This is a genomic window from Corynebacterium callunae (assembly GCF_046592015.1).
Taxonomy (GTDB): domain Bacteria; phylum Actinomycetota; class Actinomycetes; order Mycobacteriales; family Mycobacteriaceae; genus Corynebacterium; species Corynebacterium callunae_A.
Map to the genome: position 1 here is coordinate 210,728 of NZ_JAWVOB010000004.1, position 14,805 is coordinate 225,532.

14 protein-coding genes are annotated in these 14,805 nt (G+C 55.4%); 11 read left to right on the forward strand and 3 right to left on the reverse strand.

What is annotated here, in order from left to right:
- Positions 1 to 7: 7 nt before the first annotated feature.
- Both SFC07_RS06630 and SFC07_RS06635 read right to left on the reverse strand, forming a co-directional pair.
- Positions 8 to 1,342: an FAD-dependent monooxygenase gene (locus SFC07_RS06630; protein WP_411207437.1), complete on the reverse strand. Its 1,335-nt coding sequence runs from the start codon at positions 1,340 to 1,342 to the stop codon at positions 8 to 10.
- Between the two features lie 181 nt (positions 1,343 to 1,523).
- Positions 1,524 to 2,870, reverse strand: coding sequence for an MFS transporter (locus tag SFC07_RS06635; RefSeq protein ID WP_411207438.1), 1,347 nt, complete (start codon positions 2,868 to 2,870; stop codon positions 1,524 to 1,526).
- Positions 2,871 to 2,934: 64 nt separating this feature from the next.
- Here SFC07_RS06635 and SFC07_RS06640 point away from each other — a divergent pair, with 64 nt between their 5' ends.
- From SFC07_RS06640 to leuS, 6 genes are all read left to right on the forward strand, one after another.
- On the forward strand, positions 2,935 to 3,708 hold the full coding sequence (locus SFC07_RS06640) for an IclR family transcriptional regulator (RefSeq protein ID WP_411207439.1): 774 nt from the start codon (positions 2,935 to 2,937) through the stop codon (positions 3,706 to 3,708).
- Between the two features lie 250 nt (positions 3,709 to 3,958).
- Positions 3,959 to 5,086: a cupin domain-containing protein gene (locus SFC07_RS06645; protein WP_411207440.1), complete on the forward strand. Its 1,128-nt coding sequence runs from the start codon at positions 3,959 to 3,961 to the stop codon at positions 5,084 to 5,086.
- Positions 5,087 to 5,092: 6 nt separating this feature from the next.
- A complete protein-coding gene (locus tag SFC07_RS06650; protein ID WP_411207441.1) occupies positions 5,093 to 5,932 on the forward strand; it encodes a fumarylacetoacetate hydrolase family protein in 840 nt (279 codons plus the stop codon).
- The gene (locus SFC07_RS06655; protein WP_411207442.1) at positions 5,933 to 6,667 is read left to right on the forward strand and encodes a maleylpyruvate isomerase family mycothiol-dependent enzyme; all 735 of its coding nucleotides are present in this window, start codon (positions 5,933 to 5,935) and stop codon (positions 6,665 to 6,667) included. It abuts the gene before it with no gap.
- Positions 6,668 to 6,968: 301 nt separating this feature from the next.
- The gene (locus tag SFC07_RS06660; RefSeq protein ID WP_411207484.1) at positions 6,969 to 7,286 is read left to right on the forward strand and encodes a HigA family addiction module antitoxin; all 318 of its coding nucleotides are present in this window, start codon (positions 6,969 to 6,971) and stop codon (positions 7,284 to 7,286) included.
- Between the two features lie 61 nt (positions 7,287 to 7,347).
- The gene (leuS, locus tag SFC07_RS06665) at positions 7,348 to 10,206 is read left to right on the forward strand and encodes a leucine--tRNA ligase (protein ID WP_411207443.1); all 2,859 of its coding nucleotides are present in this window, start codon (positions 7,348 to 7,350) and stop codon (positions 10,204 to 10,206) included.
- A gap of 66 nt (positions 10,207 to 10,272) precedes the next feature.
- On the opposite strand, the gene SFC07_RS06670 is transcribed toward leuS, so the two are convergent.
- Positions 10,273 to 10,884, reverse strand: coding sequence for a malonic semialdehyde reductase (locus SFC07_RS06670; RefSeq protein WP_411207444.1), 612 nt, complete (start codon positions 10,882 to 10,884; stop codon positions 10,273 to 10,275).
- 180 nt (positions 10,885 to 11,064) lie between these two features.
- On the opposite strand from SFC07_RS06670, the gene SFC07_RS06675 reads away from it, so the two are divergent.
- From SFC07_RS06675 to SFC07_RS06695, 5 genes are all read left to right on the forward strand, one after another.
- Positions 11,065 to 11,376: a hypothetical protein gene (locus tag SFC07_RS06675; RefSeq protein WP_411207445.1), complete on the forward strand. Its 312-nt coding sequence runs from the start codon at positions 11,065 to 11,067 to the stop codon at positions 11,374 to 11,376.
- A gap of 79 nt (positions 11,377 to 11,455) precedes the next feature.
- The gene (locus SFC07_RS06680) at positions 11,456 to 12,688 is read left to right on the forward strand and encodes an NAD(P)/FAD-dependent oxidoreductase (RefSeq protein ID WP_411207446.1); all 1,233 of its coding nucleotides are present in this window, start codon (positions 11,456 to 11,458) and stop codon (positions 12,686 to 12,688) included.
- Positions 12,689 to 12,869: 181 nt separating this feature from the next.
- Positions 12,870 to 13,469 carry a VanZ family protein gene (locus SFC07_RS06685; protein WP_411207447.1) on the forward strand — a complete coding sequence of 200 codons (600 nt, stop codon included), beginning with the start codon at positions 12,870 to 12,872 and terminating at the stop codon, positions 13,467 to 13,469.
- A gap of 80 nt (positions 13,470 to 13,549) precedes the next feature.
- Complete coding sequence (locus tag SFC07_RS06690; protein WP_411207485.1) at positions 13,550 to 14,068, forward strand: VanZ family protein; 519 nt, start codon at positions 13,550 to 13,552, stop codon at positions 14,066 to 14,068.
- A gap of 10 nt (positions 14,069 to 14,078) precedes the next feature.
- Complete coding sequence (locus SFC07_RS06695) at positions 14,079 to 14,768, forward strand: VanZ family protein (RefSeq protein ID WP_411207448.1); 690 nt, start codon at positions 14,079 to 14,081, stop codon at positions 14,766 to 14,768.
- Positions 14,769 to 14,805 lie beyond the last annotated feature (37 nt).

A 14,805-nucleotide genomic window follows, 5' to 3' on the forward strand; every position in this document is an offset into this window, starting at 1 on the left:
TCGACGTTTACTTGCTCTGCTCAAGCAGGGCGTAACGCCACTCTTCCAAGCCCTTTGGAACATTGCCCTTGGAAGGATCTGCAACGTACTCGCGCTTGGATGCGTCGTAGCCCCATAGCCAGTCTGCGTAGCGGAACCAGCCGGTGCGGTCTGCCTGGCGGAAGAGCTCATTGCGGATCAAACGAGCAGTGCCCTCGAGGTGCCACAGCTCGCCCCAGAAACGGCCGACGGTCTGAATGCGCTTGGTGCGTGGCAGGCGCTCAGCCTCAACCTCGCTGAGCACAGCATCCCAATCCAGGTTGCCAGCCTTGGCGGCATCGGAAGCGAAGAGAGCAATTGCCTCTGCATCCTCCATGGCCATAACAGCGCCGGATGCCAGGTACTGCAGTGGTGGGTGGGCAGCGTCGCCAACCAGCAACATGCGACCGACCTTCCACTGGGGCAGTGGCTCGCGGTCGGACATCTGCCACCAGGTGTTGCGCCACATGGTGCCCAGGCGGCTCTGGATGAAATCATCGCAGTGGCCGTATGCCTGATCCAGTTCCTCTGGGTTGCCCCAGTCCTCAGGGATATTGCCGGCTTCGCGGCCCTCGAGGTAACGCTTGGACTCAAACACGGCAACCTGGTTGAGCAGCTCGCCGCCGCGCAGTGGGTACTGAATGAAGTGAACGTGAGGTCCGATGTAGCCAATAACAGACTTCAGGCCCTGCATCTCTGGCTCATCCGCAAGCTTGGAGGTGCCCCGGTAAGCCACGTAGGAGGAAGCTACTGGCTCATCCTCAACAACCTTCTTGCGCATGATGGAGTGGATTCCGTCATAAGCCAAGAAGATGTCAGCGGTGAGGGTTTCCTTGTCTTCGCCGGGGCTGACGGCGCTTTCAATATCAACCTCAATGCCATTTTCGATGGTGCGAGAATCGGTCACCAAGACGCCATTGTGGAGCTTTGCACCAGCTTCAATAGCGTTCTTTACCAAGATGCCCAGCAGATCGGAGCGGTGGATAACCAGGTAACGTCCGCCGTAGTGCTTTTGGAATTCCTCATCAAAGGTGAGGGTGAGGATGGTTTCACGAGTGATGGCATCGCGGAACTGCATATCCTCTGGGATGAAACCTGCTTCCAAAATCTGATCAAGCAAGCCCCAAGACTCCAGCATGCGCCAGCCGTGAGGTCCGATCTGCAGGCCGGCACCGACTTCCTTGAACTCAGGAGCACGCTCGTAGAGGGTGACATCTGCGCCGCGCTGCGCCAGAGCCAACGCTCCAGCAGCGCCACCAATTCCGCCACCGGAAATGATGATCTTTTGGCCTTCTAGTTCATTTGTCTTTGGGAGGTTTAACATGGAAAGACTTCCTAATTGTGCCGGTTGATTGGGTAAGCAAAGGTGAAGCTTGGGGCTTTAACGCTTTAGGGCTTTAACGCTTTAGGAAGGGGCTGGGGCCTTTGTGGGGTTCCAGCCCCCAGAGTTTGGGTGCTGCTTGGGTGCTGCTTGGGTGTTTGGTCCGAGGTTTTAGCCCTGGCGTTTAACCCTGGACTGCGACGTTGTTGTTGGTTCCGAAGTTGCGCTGGAGGCGCAGCAACACGGAGAGGGAAACTGCAGAGAGCAACGCTGCCGCACCGAACATGATGAAGTTGGAGTTCACGCCGAGGTTCCACGCCAGCAGGAGGCCTGCCAGCTGCGGAGCTACGACGGCGCCGATACGTCCCACGCCAAGTGCCCAACCCAAGGCGGTACCGCGCAGATTGCTTGGGTAGAAGTTGGCAACGGCTGCGATGATCAGGATCTGAGTGCCGTGGGTGCCAACACCTGCGAGGATGAGGATGAGGTACACCGCGAAAACTGGTGGGTAGGTCAGCAGCAGGAGCAGAGCGATGCCCGCGATGCCAGCGGCCACGATGCCGGAGCGGATAGGGCCAAATCGGTCGCCTGCCCACGCAGTGACAATGGAACCGATGATTGCGCCGAGGTTGAGCGCTAGGGTGAACATGAGAGCGTGGCCGAAGTTGTAGCCAGCGGTCTCCATGAGGCGAGGCAACCAGGTGCCCAGGCCGTACCAAGCAAGCAGGGTGACAAAGGTGGCCAGGGCGAACCAGATGGAGATCCAGCGGTAGCGAGATACCAAGAGATCCTTGAATCCTGCTGGTACAGAGGCACCTTCGCGAGCCTCATGATCGGCCTTGATTTCCTTGTCAGAAGGAATGACCTTCATGGCAATTGGCAGGCCCACGATCAGTGGTACCAGCGCAATGAGGAACATGAAGCGCCAGCCCCACTCCTCAGAGGTAGGGATGATAAAACGAGCCAAGATTGCAGCGATGGAACCACCCAGTGGCACACCGGACATCATCACGGTGGCCCAGGCAGACATGGTCTTACGTGGTACCAAGTCAGAGGTCATAGCGTTAACCGAGGGCACCAAGCCGCCGAGGCCGAGGCCGGCAACAAAGCGCAGGAGGCCAAAGACCCAGGGGTTAGGGGCAAAAGCACAAAGCAAGGTGAATACAGAGAGGATCAACACGGAGCCGATAACGGCTGCCTTGCGGCCAATACGGTCTGAGAGGCGACCGATAAACACTGCGCCGACGGCCATGCCGAAGAACGCGGCGGAACCGATGGTTCCAAGTGTTGTAGAGCTGAGGTTCCACTCTTTAGCCAGAGCGGATTGAACTGTTCCGTAGACGATGAGGTCGTAGCCGTCGAAGACGACAAAGAACCAACCAATGAGAACGGCAGCAAGGCGCCTGCCGCTAATGCCCAGAAATGTGAAACCCTTGTTTTCAATCTCTGAGTAGGATGAGCCGGCGCCTGGTGCCGAGCTTCCTTGCGGGTGCGCTCCTGCGCTTCCGCTTCCTGTTGCGTGTGAGGTCATAGGTTCATGTTCTGCGTGAGCTAAGTTACAATCAAAGACATTCCTTTATGTGGAAAGTAGGATTATGGATAGCGTCGTACCCACCCACGGGTTACCCCCGAAGGCATTTTTAAGCTCTGTAGACACCGCTTTGCAGCTTATTTTGCTGCTTCGAGACTCTGGCCGGCTCACTATTTCCAGTGCCGCCGAGGAGCTAGGAGTGGGCCTGTCGACAGTGCATCGATCCATGGCAATGCTGGTTTTTAGGGGTTTTGCCGTGCGTAGTGAATCCCGGGTTTATCTTCCCGGTCCAGCTCTTGCCACTTCTGCACTGCAGCCAGGGCTTGGCTCAGACCTGACAAATGTATGCCGGCACCATATGGAGGCAATGGCCAAAGAAACCGGAGAAACCTGCCACTTGGTTATTTTGCAGGGAACCTCGGTGCACTTTATTCACAGCGTGGAGGGAACTCTCCCGGTTCGTGTGGGTAATCGCCGAGGTCAGGTTATGCCTGCCACTCAAAATGCCGGTGGCCTAGTGCTACTTGCAGAAATGTCTTCACGGGAGCTGCGTTCGCTTTATTCCACCTTGGGTGATGAAGAATTTGAGAACCTGCGCAAGCGACTGCGTCGCACCCGCGATAGGGGCCATGGCACCAACTTCGGATTCTTTGAGCAAGACGTTAGTGCGGTGGCAGAACCGCTGGTTAACGAAGTGGGAGACGTGCTGGGGGCACTTTCTTTGGCAGTTCCCTCGGGGCGTTTTAGAGAGGCTTATCCTAAATGTATAGATGCGCTACAAAAGCATATGAGGGATCTGAACAGGGCATTAGCCACATATCGCATCCCTGAAAAATAGGGCTAAGGCTAACCTTCTCCCTTAAATCACCCCTATTTCACCCCCATAGAATGAACTTTCCGCATAGTGGAAATTCGTTGAGTCACGTTTCAAAGGTCAATATGTTCGAGCTCACAAGCAGTCGAGATCTTTAACTGTTGATCACATCGTTTTCTGGATATACATCCTCTAACCGCCTCCCCAGCGCACCAGCTGCAGCCAAAGAAAGTACGTCCAGAACTTCACAATGAGAATTGAAGAGGACTCCACAATGGGTGCCCCAAAGAATACTGATTACTCAACTGAACACGTCACTCCACAGGTTCCGCCAGCTACCCCCGAGGAGCAGGCCGAGCTTGACGCCATGTACCAGCGGATGGATGAAATCCACCTCAAGCCACTGTGGACCCAGATCGGTGGGCTTATGCCTAACCACCCTGAGCCACGTGCAGTTGCGCACAAGTGGGATTGGTCCGAACTGCTGAAGCTGGCACAGCGCTCCGGCGAACTCGTTCCAGTTGGACGTGGTGGCGAGCGTCGCGCCATCGGCCTGGCAAACCCAGGTCTTGATGGTAACACCTACATCTCCCCTACCCTGTGGGCTGCAATCCAGTACCTCGCACCAGGTGAGAACGCTCCAGAGCACCGCCACTCCCAGAACGCTTTCCGCTTTGTTATCGAGGGCGAGGGCGTTTGGACCGTTGTTAACGGCGACCCAGTACCAATGAAGCGCGGCGACTTCCTGCTGACCCCAGGCTGGAACTACCACGGCCACCACAACATCGCTACCGAGCCAATGGCTTGGTTGGATGGTCTGGACATTCCTTTCGCTTATCAGATGGACACCGGCTTCTTCGAGTACGGCACTGAGAAGCTCACCGATGAGTCCACCCCAGAGCTGTCTCGTTCCGAGCGTCTGTGGGCACACCCAGGTCTGCGCCCAGTCGCATTCCCAGGCAAGACCTCCTACTCCACCATCGGCCGTTACGCTTGGGAGCACACCGATGCTGCTCTTAACGATCAGCTGGCATTGGAAGCAGAAGGCCACCCAGGCACCGTGTCCCCTGGCCACGCTGCAATCCGCTTCACCAACCCAACCACCGGTGGCGATGTCATGACCACCATCCGCGCAGAGTTCCACCGCCTGCGCCCAGGTGCAGCAACCACCCCAATCCACGAGGTTGGCAACCGCTGCTTCCAGGTCTTTGAGGGATCTGCCACCATCAACGTTGGCGATAAGACCTTCGAAGTCAACCACGGCGATGTTGTCAATGTACCGTCGTGGCAGAAGTGGAGTGTCATCGCTGGCGAAGACGGCGTTGATCTATTCTGCTTCTCTGATGCTCCAATCTTTGAAGCTCTTAATCTTGCTCGTACTTTCACTCCGGAAGGAATCTAAAACAAGATGCGTCTTGCAACAATCCGTCACAATGGCTCCACCATCGCTGCCCGCGTAGAGTCCGAGAACACCGCTACCCCAATTGAGGGCTTTGCAAACGTCGGCGAACTGCTCCAGGAGAGCAACTGGCGCGAGCTGGCTGAGGCTGCATCCGCAGAGGCCATCACCTTCGAGAAGAAGGAACTCGACGCTGTTGTTCCTGCTCCAAAGAAGATCGTCTGCGTTGGCCTGAACTACGCAAACCACATCAAGGAAATGGGCCGTAACCTTCCAAACGACCCAACCCTATTCGTGAAGTTCCCAGATGCACTTATCGGACCTTTTGATGACGTAGTCGTACCAGAATGGGGCAACAAGGCTCTTGACTGGGAAGGTGAGATGACAGTTATCATCGGCAAGCGCGCACGCCGCGTCAAGGAAGCCGATGCCAAGGATTACATCGCTGGCTACGCAGTCATCAATGATTACACCCAGCGCGACTTCCAGTACCGCGCACCAGCTGCAACCCCACAGTGGCACCAGGGCAAGTCCTTGGAAAAGTCCGCAGGCTTCGGTCCTTGGATGACCACCCCTGATTCCTTCGAATTCGGTGGTGAGCTCGCTACCTACGTCGAGGGCGAGAAGATGCAGTCCACCCCAACCAATGACCTGGTATTCAGCCCAGAAAAGCTCATTGAGTACATCACTCACATCTACCCATTGGATGCAGGCGACGTTATTGTCACCGGTACCCCAGGTGGCGTTGGCCATGCTCGCGATCCAAAGCGCTACATTGGCGATGGCGAGACCGTCAAGGTTGAGATCGACGGCCTTGGCTACATCGAGAACAAGACGGTGTTCGAGTAAATGACATCTTTCCACGATCTCCCGCTTGCTGAGCGGCTGACTCTGGTTAGGTTGGGCACCTCCCACTATTCTCGTCAGCTGTCTCTCATCGACAACGCTGACTTTGATGAGCCCACCAACCTCGAAGGTTGGACCCGCTCACATGTCATCGCACACGTGGCTTATAACGCCATTGCCATTTGCAACCTGATTCACTGGGCCAACACCGGCGAAGAAACCCCCATGTACTCCTCCCCTGGAGCTCGCAATGAGGAAATCGCCTTTGGTTCCACCCTGATTCCGGATGCACTGCGCAACCTCCATGAGCACTCTGTGGCACGTCTTGACGTGGCATGGCGTGAATCCTCCGAGGAATCCTGGTCCCATGAGGTCCTCACCGCGCAGGGACGCACCGTTCCTGCCAGTGAAACCCTGTGGATGCGCTCCCGCGAGGTCTGGATCCACGCTGTTGACCTTGGTGTTGTGGCCGGCTTCGGCGACATCCCAGCGGTCATCCTGGAGGCCCTGGCTGCGGAAATCACCCAGAAATGGACTGGCCAGGGCGTGGGCGAAGGACTTGTGCTTGTCGACGAATCCTCCCGCACGCGTTACCCAGCAGCACCCGCTGCAGCGGGCCAGGCCGAAACGGTTATCACCGGCAGCCTTGCAGGCATCGTGCGCTACGCCGCCGGTCGCGGCAGCGTCGGTGTTACGGTTGAGTCCGGAGAGGTTCCAGCACCTCCACGCTGGCTCTAACTAAAGCTCCGCTTGACCCCTTCCAAATTTTTTGGAAGGGGTCATTTTTTATCTTCTTTAAGGATAATATTTCCTGGACAAACATTTCTATTCACACTACCTATAACGCAGTGCAACATAGGTTGCGTGGCTTTAAAGTTTATATAACGCTATGCGTCATCATGCAGTTTAAAGCACTAAAGACCCCCATGCGTTATAGCTAAAAGGGAGGGTTTAAGATAGTAATTTCTAACCACTAGAAGTAGGGGCTGATAACTCAGTGCGCGATGTAGAACCTAATAACAACACAGAACAACCGGTCATGCCGGGTGAAATCCTGTGGGAAGAGTTCATGGAACCCTTGGGCTTAAGCCAAAATGGACTTGCCCGCGCCATTGGGGTGCCACCACGTCGCATCAATGAGATTGTGCATGGCAAAAGGGCAATTACTGCCGATACCGCACTGCGTCTAGCTGCCTATTTGGGTCCGGATCCGCAGTTTTGGCTTAACCTTCAAACCCATTATGACCTCTCCATGGCGTATCTAAATACGCAGGAGCTATTGGAAGCGATTAAGCCCTATGATCGCCAACAAAATGTCTTGCGCAGCCTTAATCCGCTGCAGGAACGCTCGCATTAAAAGGCCGTGAGTTTTGCCCTCGAGGCGGTGATGTCCCATAGACCTACTACACTGTTTAAGCATGACTAATCCGAGCGAAGGCACCTCGACACCAGCGTTCCGTTATACCCCGGAAGTAGCTAATAAAATCGAGGGCGAGTGGCAGAATTTTTGGAAAGAACACGGCACTTTTAATGCCCCCAACCCAAAGGGTGATCTGGCACCTGCTGATGGTCACACACTTCCCGATGACAAGCTTTTTGTCCAGGATATGTTCCCCTACCCTTCAGGTGCAGGCCTGCACGTAGGCCACCCACTGGGTTATATCGCAACCGACGTTTTTGCTCGCTACAACCGCATGCTGGGCAAGAACGTGCTGCACACCCTGGGTTATGACGCCTTCGGCCTGCCAGCTGAGCAATACGCCATTCAAACCGGCACCCACCCACGCACCACCACCATGGCCAATATTGAAAATATGAAGCGCCAGCTCGGTGCCTTGGGTCTAGGCCACGATCCACGCCGCTCGGTAGCATCTACCGATCCTGAGTTTTATAAGTGGACCCAGTGGATCTTCCTGCAGATTTTCAACTCCTGGTTTGATAAGGAGCAGCAAAAAGCACGTCCTATCGCTGAGCTGATCCCTCTGCTGGAGTCCGGCAAGGTTGCCACGAAAGACGGCGCCGATTACAACCAGCTTGATCGCGTCGAAAAGCAAAAAGCGGTGGATGAGTTCCGCCTGGTTTATCGCTCCAACTCCACGGTGAACTGGTGCCCAGGTCTGGGCACCGTGCTGGCAAATGAGGAGGTCACCGCGGACGGTCGCTCGGAGCGCGGCAACTTCCCTGTGTTCCGCAAGAACCTGTCCCAGTGGATGATGCGTATTACCGCCTACTCTGATCGCCTCATTGATGATCTTGACCTGCTGGATTGGCCAGACAAGGTCAAGTCCATGCAGCGCAACTGGATTGGCCGTTCCCGCGGTGCTGAGGTGGATTTCACCGCTGAGGGCGAGACCATCACCGTCTTTACCACCCGCCCAGATACCCTTTTTGGTGCCACCTACATGGTGCTTGCCCCTGAGCATGAGCTGGTAGATACCCTCACCGCCCGCGCCGGCGCTTATGAGGGCGTGGATGCGCGCTGGACCAATGGTCAGGCCACCCCAGCTGAGGCTGTGGCTGCTTACCGCGCTGGCATTGCTGCTAAGTCTGACCTGGAGCGCCAGGAAAACAAGGAGAAGACCGGCGTCTTCCTGGGTGTTTATGCCACCAACCCAGTTAATGACGATCAAATTCCAGTATTTATCGCTGACTATGTGCTCACCGGCTACGGCACCGGCGCCATCATGGCTGTGCCTGCACACGATGAGCGTGACTATGAGTTCGCCACCGTGCTCGGCCTGCCAATTAAGGAAGTTGTGGCTGGTGGCGACATCACCGAGGCTGCCTTCACTGAGTCCGGCGCAGCCGTGAACTCCGCAAATGATCGCGGCTTGGACCTTAATGGCCTGGCCAAGGATGATGCCATTGCCAAGACCATCGAATGGTTGGAAGCCAAGGAACTTGGCCGCGGCACCATTCAATACAAGCTGCGCGACTGGCTCTTCGCCCGCCAGCGTTACTGGGGAGAGCCTTTCCCAGTGGTCTACGACGAAGATGGCCTGGCACACTCCCTGCCAGAATCCATGCTGCCAGTAGAACTGCCAGAGGTTGAGGATTACAAGCCAGTTTCCTTCGATCCCAATGATGCAGGCTCTGAACCCTCCCCTCCCCTAGCGAAGGCACGCGAATGGGTTGAGGTGGAATTGGATCTGGGCGATGGCCTGAAGAAGTACACCCGCGATACCAACGTCATGCCACAGTGGGCCGGATCTTCCTGGTACCAGCTGCGTTATATCGACCCCAGCAACGATGAGCAATTCTGCGATATCGAAAATGAGCGCTACTGGACAGGCCCTCGCCCAGACGTTCACGGACCAAATGATCCAGGTGGCGTTGACCTCTACGTCGGCGGCGTTGAGCACGCTGTGTTGCACCTGCTCTACTCCCGTTTCTGGCACAAGGTGCTCTTTGACCTGGGCTATGTCACCTCCAAAGAGCCTTATCGACGCCTCTACAACCAGGGCTACATCCAGGCCTATGCCTACACCGATTCCCGTGGCGTTTATGTGCCAGCGGAAGAGGTTGAGGAGAAGGATGGAAAATTCTTCTACCGTGGCGAAGAAGTAAATCAGGAATACGGCAAGATGGGCAAGTCCCTCAAGAACGCCGTTGCTCCAGACGATATCTGCGCTAACTACGGTGCCGATACCCTGCGCGTCTATGAAATGTTCATGGGACCTTTGGACACTTCCCGTCCATGGGCTACCAAGGATGTTGTCGGCGCACAGCGCTTCCTGCAGCGTCTGTGGCGTCTGATTGTGGATGAAAACACCGGCGAGGTGCTCACCCGCGATCTTGAGCTCACCGATGAGGACAATAAGCAGCTGCACCGCACCATCGCAGGTGTCACCGATGATTACACCAACCTGCGTGTCAACACTGTGGTCTCCAAGCTCATTGAGTACGTCAACTACCTCACCAAGACCTACCCACAGGCTGTTCCGGCTGCTGCCGTCGTGCCTTTGGTCATCATGGTTTCCCCAGTGGCGCCACACATCGCCGAGGAACTGTGGAAGCAGCTTGGTAACGATGACACCATCACCTACCAAGCCTTTCCCACCTTCGATGAGAAGTGGCTCAAGGACGATGAGATCGAACTCCCGGTTCAGGTTAACGGCAAGGTGCGCGGGCGCGTCACCGTTGCAGCCGACGCCACCCAGGAACAGGTCATTGAGATTGTGCTTAACGACGAAAAGATCCAGGAGCATATCGCTGGAAAGAATATCGTGAAGCAGATTGTGGTTCCCGGCCGCATGGTCAACCTTGTGGTGAAATAAGGTTTAAATAACAAAAGCCGCTAGCTGTTCTGATTGGAACAGTTAGCGGCTTTTGGGGATTTGAGACTAGATGGTCTCTACAACCTCATCAAAAGTAAGGCGTGGGCCACGGTCGTACCAAGCGTTTTCACCTGGCTTGCCAATGTTGATGGCAACAAGCACCTGGTGGCGGCCGTCTGGGAAGAACTCCTTGGAGATAGCTGCTGCGTCCATGCCGGTCATTGGGCCAGCCGCCAGACCTGCTGCACGAATGCCGAGGATGGCATAACCAATCTGCAGGCCGGTGTTGACAGTAGCTACGGATGCACGTGCAGCCTCGTCCCCGGTGAACATATCGCGTGCGCCTGGGAAGTGAGGGAAGAGCTTTGGCAACTCATCGTGGAAATCAACGTCAGCAGCCAAAAGTACGGTTGCTGGAGCTGCAGCCGTCTTAGCCTGGTTGCCCTCAGCCATGAGTGGAACCAAACGAGCCTTAGCTTCTTCGGAGCGTACAACGATAACGCGCAGTGGCTGGGAGTTCAGTGCGGTTGGAGCCCACTTGACCAGCTCAAAGATGGCCTCGATCTGCTCGTCGGTAACTGGCTCATCGGTGAAGGTGTTCGCAGTGCGTGCTTCACGGAAAAGGAGGTCCTGTGCTGCCTCGTCGAGGGCCAGCACGGATTCATTAACGGTAGTCATGCTCTTTTTAACTGCTCAAAAACCAGATTTGTTCCCGCATCAAGTAATTTGTGTGACACATCACCAAGGGTTGAAAGTGTGGTGTCGGAATAAGTTCGCTATGAATAAAGCCCTGACGACAGGTGACAAATTTGATACCCTCAGGGAGGAAAGTTTCCACCACAAATTTAAGGATTAGAAATGGCTAAATTCCGCACCGCCGCTGTTGCTCTTGCTACCGCTGGCGCACTCGCCCTTACCGCTACCCCTGCAATGGCTCAGTCCTCTGCTTCCTCTGACATTGGAACCGCTTCCAGCGCGACCGAGTACGAGCGCGATATCTGGGGCTCCTCCAAGGACCTCGATGAGGTTTCCGATTTTGGTGTTGCTTGGTACGGCTACACCCTAGCAATCACCGCAGCAGCAGCTGCTGGTGTTGTTTGGGCTAACGCTACCAACATTGAGAACGCAGCAGCTCAGTTTGGTATCCACCTGGACATCCCAGGCGTCTAAACAACAGCTTCTCCAAGCCCTGATATCACCTGATGTCAGGGCTTTCCCAATTTTTCAGGCACACACTTAGAAGGTTCTTATGAGTACTGCCCCAAAGGTGATTGTTGTTGGTGCTGGCATGGTGGGACTTTCCACGGCCTGGTACCTCCAAGAGCGTGGATTTGAGGTGAGGGTGCTTGATAAAACCGGGGTGGCTGCTGGATCATCCTGGGGTAATGCCGGATGGTTAGCGCCCGCCAAAACCATTCCGCTATCTGATTCCAGCCTCTGGACCTATGGCCCCAAAGCACTTTTTAATGCTGATTCACCGCTGCATATGCCGTTGCGGGTGGAGCCGAAACTCTGGGCCTTTTTAGCCCGTTTTATGGCCCAGGCCTTTGATAGTAAATGGGATTCCACCATGGCCGATCTCAGCACCATCGACAAAGTTGCCCTTGCAGCCTTTGATGAGATGGAACTTGGCGGTGTGGCAGGAACCAGCCATAAAGGTCCCTTTGTCATTGGCTTTGAAAATGAGGCCCAATCCCAAGGCTTCCAACGCGAGATCGCTGGTGTGGTGCGACATGGGCAAATTGCCGATATGACCCGCTTGGATAATCCCCAAGAGCTTGCACCGATGCTTAGCAGGGAAGTCTCCGTGGCATTTCGTTTGGAGGGCCAGCGGTTTATTGAACCCGGGCCTTATGTGGCCGCGGTGGCGGCGGACGTCGAAAAGCGGGGTGGCCAAATTCGCAGTGGCGTTGAGGTTGTCCATGTTGCTGCAGGCGCGCGGCCCGCGGTTATTTTGGCTGATGGTAGCCGTGAGGAAGCTGACAAGGTTGTTATCGCCACCGGTGCTTGGTTGCCGAAGTTGGCGCGGGAATATGGGGTAAAAACGCTGGTCCAGGCTGGGCGTGGATACTCCTTCTCGGTGGCCACCGATATTCCGGCGCAGCATCCGGTGTATTTGCCGCATCACCGCATGGCTTGCACTCCTTATCAGGGGCGTTTCCGCATTGCTGGCACTACGGAGTTTCGGGGTCCGGATGAGCCTTTGCAGCAGCGCCGTATTGACGCGATTGTGAATCAGGCAAGCCGGCTAATGCGCGGAATTGATTTTGGCGAACGACGCGATGAATGGGTTGGTTCGCGGCCAGTTACTCCCGATGGCAGGCCACTTGTGGGGCAGACTAAGGCCAAGGATATTTACGTAGCCGGTGGTCACGGCATGTGGGGCATGGTGTTGGGGCCGGCGAGTGGAAAATACTTAGCTGAGCTCATTGATACCGGCCACACCAACCCCATCATTAAACCTTTTAATCCGCTGCGCTAATCACTCCAGGAGTTGGTTGGGCCTGGTGGGCTTGGTGGGTTTGGTGGGCTTGGTGGGTTTGGTGGGCTTGGTTGGGCTTGGTGGGCTTGGTGGGCCTTTGGGGGAGCTGCATAGGCATCTGCAGGCTCTTTCCGGCAGACTGTCAGCAGACATACAGCCGAACCTTCTATGGTGGACTCCTATGTCAACCACCCAACTCCGAGAAAATCGCCAGATGACAATGCACCATGACACCCACCAGGATACGAGCATGCCGGAAAAGAGGAAGATCTCTCCGCTGCTCACCGGCCTGGCTTTTGGCGTTTATGCAGTGCTTTTGGTGATGCTCACCTTGCTCAAGGGCACTTTGTCTTTGGTTGGTTTGTGGAACACCGAGGCCCACCACTACCGCTCCCTAGATCTCCAACTCTTTAATGGCTTTGTGGATGCGCCAATTTGGTGGGGGCCATGGACCAACACCTTCGGAAATATTGCACTCTTTGTGCCCTTGGGCTTCTTTTTGTACCAATTCTTGCGCCAACACCGACGCAGCCACTTCACCATTGTGGAAGTCACCCTCTTTGCTGCGGTAACTAGCATGGTGATTGAAGTGCTGCAATGGGTCTTTGCCGCTGGCTATACCGATGTTGATGATCTGCTTTTTAATACCATTGGCGGACTTATCGGTGGGCTTATCGCAATGTGGGCGGGGGTTGGCGCGCTAAAGAAGTGGTCCTGGTTTATCCTCGGGGGAAGTGTGGGCGTAGCAGGTCTCATGCTTTACTCCAGTGGGGTGGTTTAGGCTTCGTGGTTAGGAGTTTTCGCAGTTTAAGTGTCGGCACTCCCATGATTGGGCTGGCACTTTTTATTTATGGCTGGGTGATGGCCCTGCTGACAATTTTTAAACCTTTTGTAGCCATCGGTTTAGTGTGGGGGTACGCGTCCCACAGAACCCGCGTGGTTTCGCTGATTCCTTTTAATGACGCCATGGTGGGGGAATCACTGCGCGCCATGCTCTTTGGTTATGGCGGAAATTTCATTTTCTTTGTGCCTTTTGGGCTGCTGGTTTATGCCTTATTGCAGGGACCTGTTCGCGCCGGGGGCGGTTTGGGTCGCGCCGGGCTGGGCGGAAGGGACCGCTTATTGCGCCGGAGTAGTTTCCCACTGCTGAAGACCACTCTTGTGGGTGCTGGGGTGAGCATCGCCATTGAGATCACGCAGTATATTTTCTGGCTTGGGTATACCGATATTGATGATGTCACTTTTAATACCCTCGGAGCTTTTGTCGGTGCCCTAATGGCTAAGGCGGCAGGTTCGCGCGCATATGGACTGTGGGTGGCGCTAGCGATTGCTGTGGCAGTGGTGTTTTTGGCGCTTGTAATTTTGGGACCGCGCATTTAATTTTGGTGCTATGAAGTTTCCGCGTGCACGGTTCTTGGCAGCAGCCCTTATTGCCTATAGCGCTGTGATGGTTTCTTTGACCATGCTGAAGTCTTTCTTTGTTATTGGCCTATTGTGGGTTCCCGTAGCCCATCGCAATCGCTCATTGTCTTTGGTGCCACTGAATGACTTCTTTGCTGCAGAGAGCTGGTTCGCCCCACTTTTTGGCTATGGCGGAAACTTTGCTTTCTTTGTCCCGTTTGGAGTGCTGCTTTTCGCTCTTTTGGAGGTGCAGGAGAGATCCTTGCAGGCAGAGTCGGGGCAGGATTCGTCGAAAAGCTTGGTGCGGGGCACACCACGTCGGCTGGTCCTGAAAACGGCGGGCTGGGGTGCGCTTTTTAGTCTGAGCATTGAATGCGCTCAGTATATTTTTAGGCTCGGCTACTCCGATATTGATGATGTTATCTTTAATGCGCTGGGCGCTGCGGTGGGAGCGCTCATTGCGCGGGTGGGCTTGAAGGTGTGGGACAGGCGCAGCTATTGGCTGTGGGTTATTCTGGCCTTGATATTAACGCTGGTCTTTGCAGTTTTGGTGGCTTTGGGTCCGCGGTTGGGAGATCCGGACAAGGTCGTTGAGCTCGGGGCTTCGTTTGGGGGCGATGTGGGCGCCGGTGCAAGCGCTACCCTTGGCGCAGGGCTGCCGGATTCTGTGACTGCCTAGGCCGTTCTATATCCTTAATTAAAACTGTCAATTAGTC

Coding starts and splice junctions, on each gene's coding strand:
- SFC07_RS06630 (WP_411207437.1), bottom strand. CDS start 1,342: ATGTTAAACCTCCCAAAGACAAATGAACTAGAAGGCCAAAAGATCATC.
- SFC07_RS06635 (WP_411207438.1), bottom strand. CDS start 2,870: ATGACCTCACACGCAACAGGAAGCGGAAGCGCAGGAGCGCACCCGCAA.
- SFC07_RS06640 (WP_411207439.1), top strand. CDS start 2,935: ATGGATAGCGTCGTACCCACCCACGGGTTACCCCCGAAGGCATTTTTA.
- SFC07_RS06645 (WP_411207440.1), top strand. CDS start 3,959: ATGGGTGCCCCAAAGAATACTGATTACTCAACTGAACACGTCACTCCA.
- SFC07_RS06650 (WP_411207441.1), top strand. CDS start 5,093: ATGCGTCTTGCAACAATCCGTCACAATGGCTCCACCATCGCTGCCCGC.
- SFC07_RS06655 (WP_411207442.1), top strand. CDS start 5,933: ATGACATCTTTCCACGATCTCCCGCTTGCTGAGCGGCTGACTCTGGTT.
- SFC07_RS06660 (WP_411207484.1), top strand. CDS start 6,969: ATGCCGGGTGAAATCCTGTGGGAAGAGTTCATGGAACCCTTGGGCTTA.
- leuS (WP_411207443.1), top strand. CDS start 7,348: ATGACTAATCCGAGCGAAGGCACCTCGACACCAGCGTTCCGTTATACC.
- SFC07_RS06670 (WP_411207444.1), bottom strand. CDS start 10,884: ATGACTACCGTTAATGAATCCGTGCTGGCCCTCGACGAGGCAGCACAG.
- SFC07_RS06675 (WP_411207445.1), top strand. CDS start 11,065: ATGGCTAAATTCCGCACCGCCGCTGTTGCTCTTGCTACCGCTGGCGCA.
- SFC07_RS06680 (WP_411207446.1), top strand. CDS start 11,456: ATGAGTACTGCCCCAAAGGTGATTGTTGTTGGTGCTGGCATGGTGGGA.
- SFC07_RS06685 (WP_411207447.1), top strand. CDS start 12,870: ATGTCAACCACCCAACTCCGAGAAAATCGCCAGATGACAATGCACCAT.
- SFC07_RS06690 (WP_411207485.1), top strand. CDS start 13,550: ATGGCCCTGCTGACAATTTTTAAACCTTTTGTAGCCATCGGTTTAGTG.
- SFC07_RS06695 (WP_411207448.1), top strand. CDS start 14,079: ATGAAGTTTCCGCGTGCACGGTTCTTGGCAGCAGCCCTTATTGCCTAT.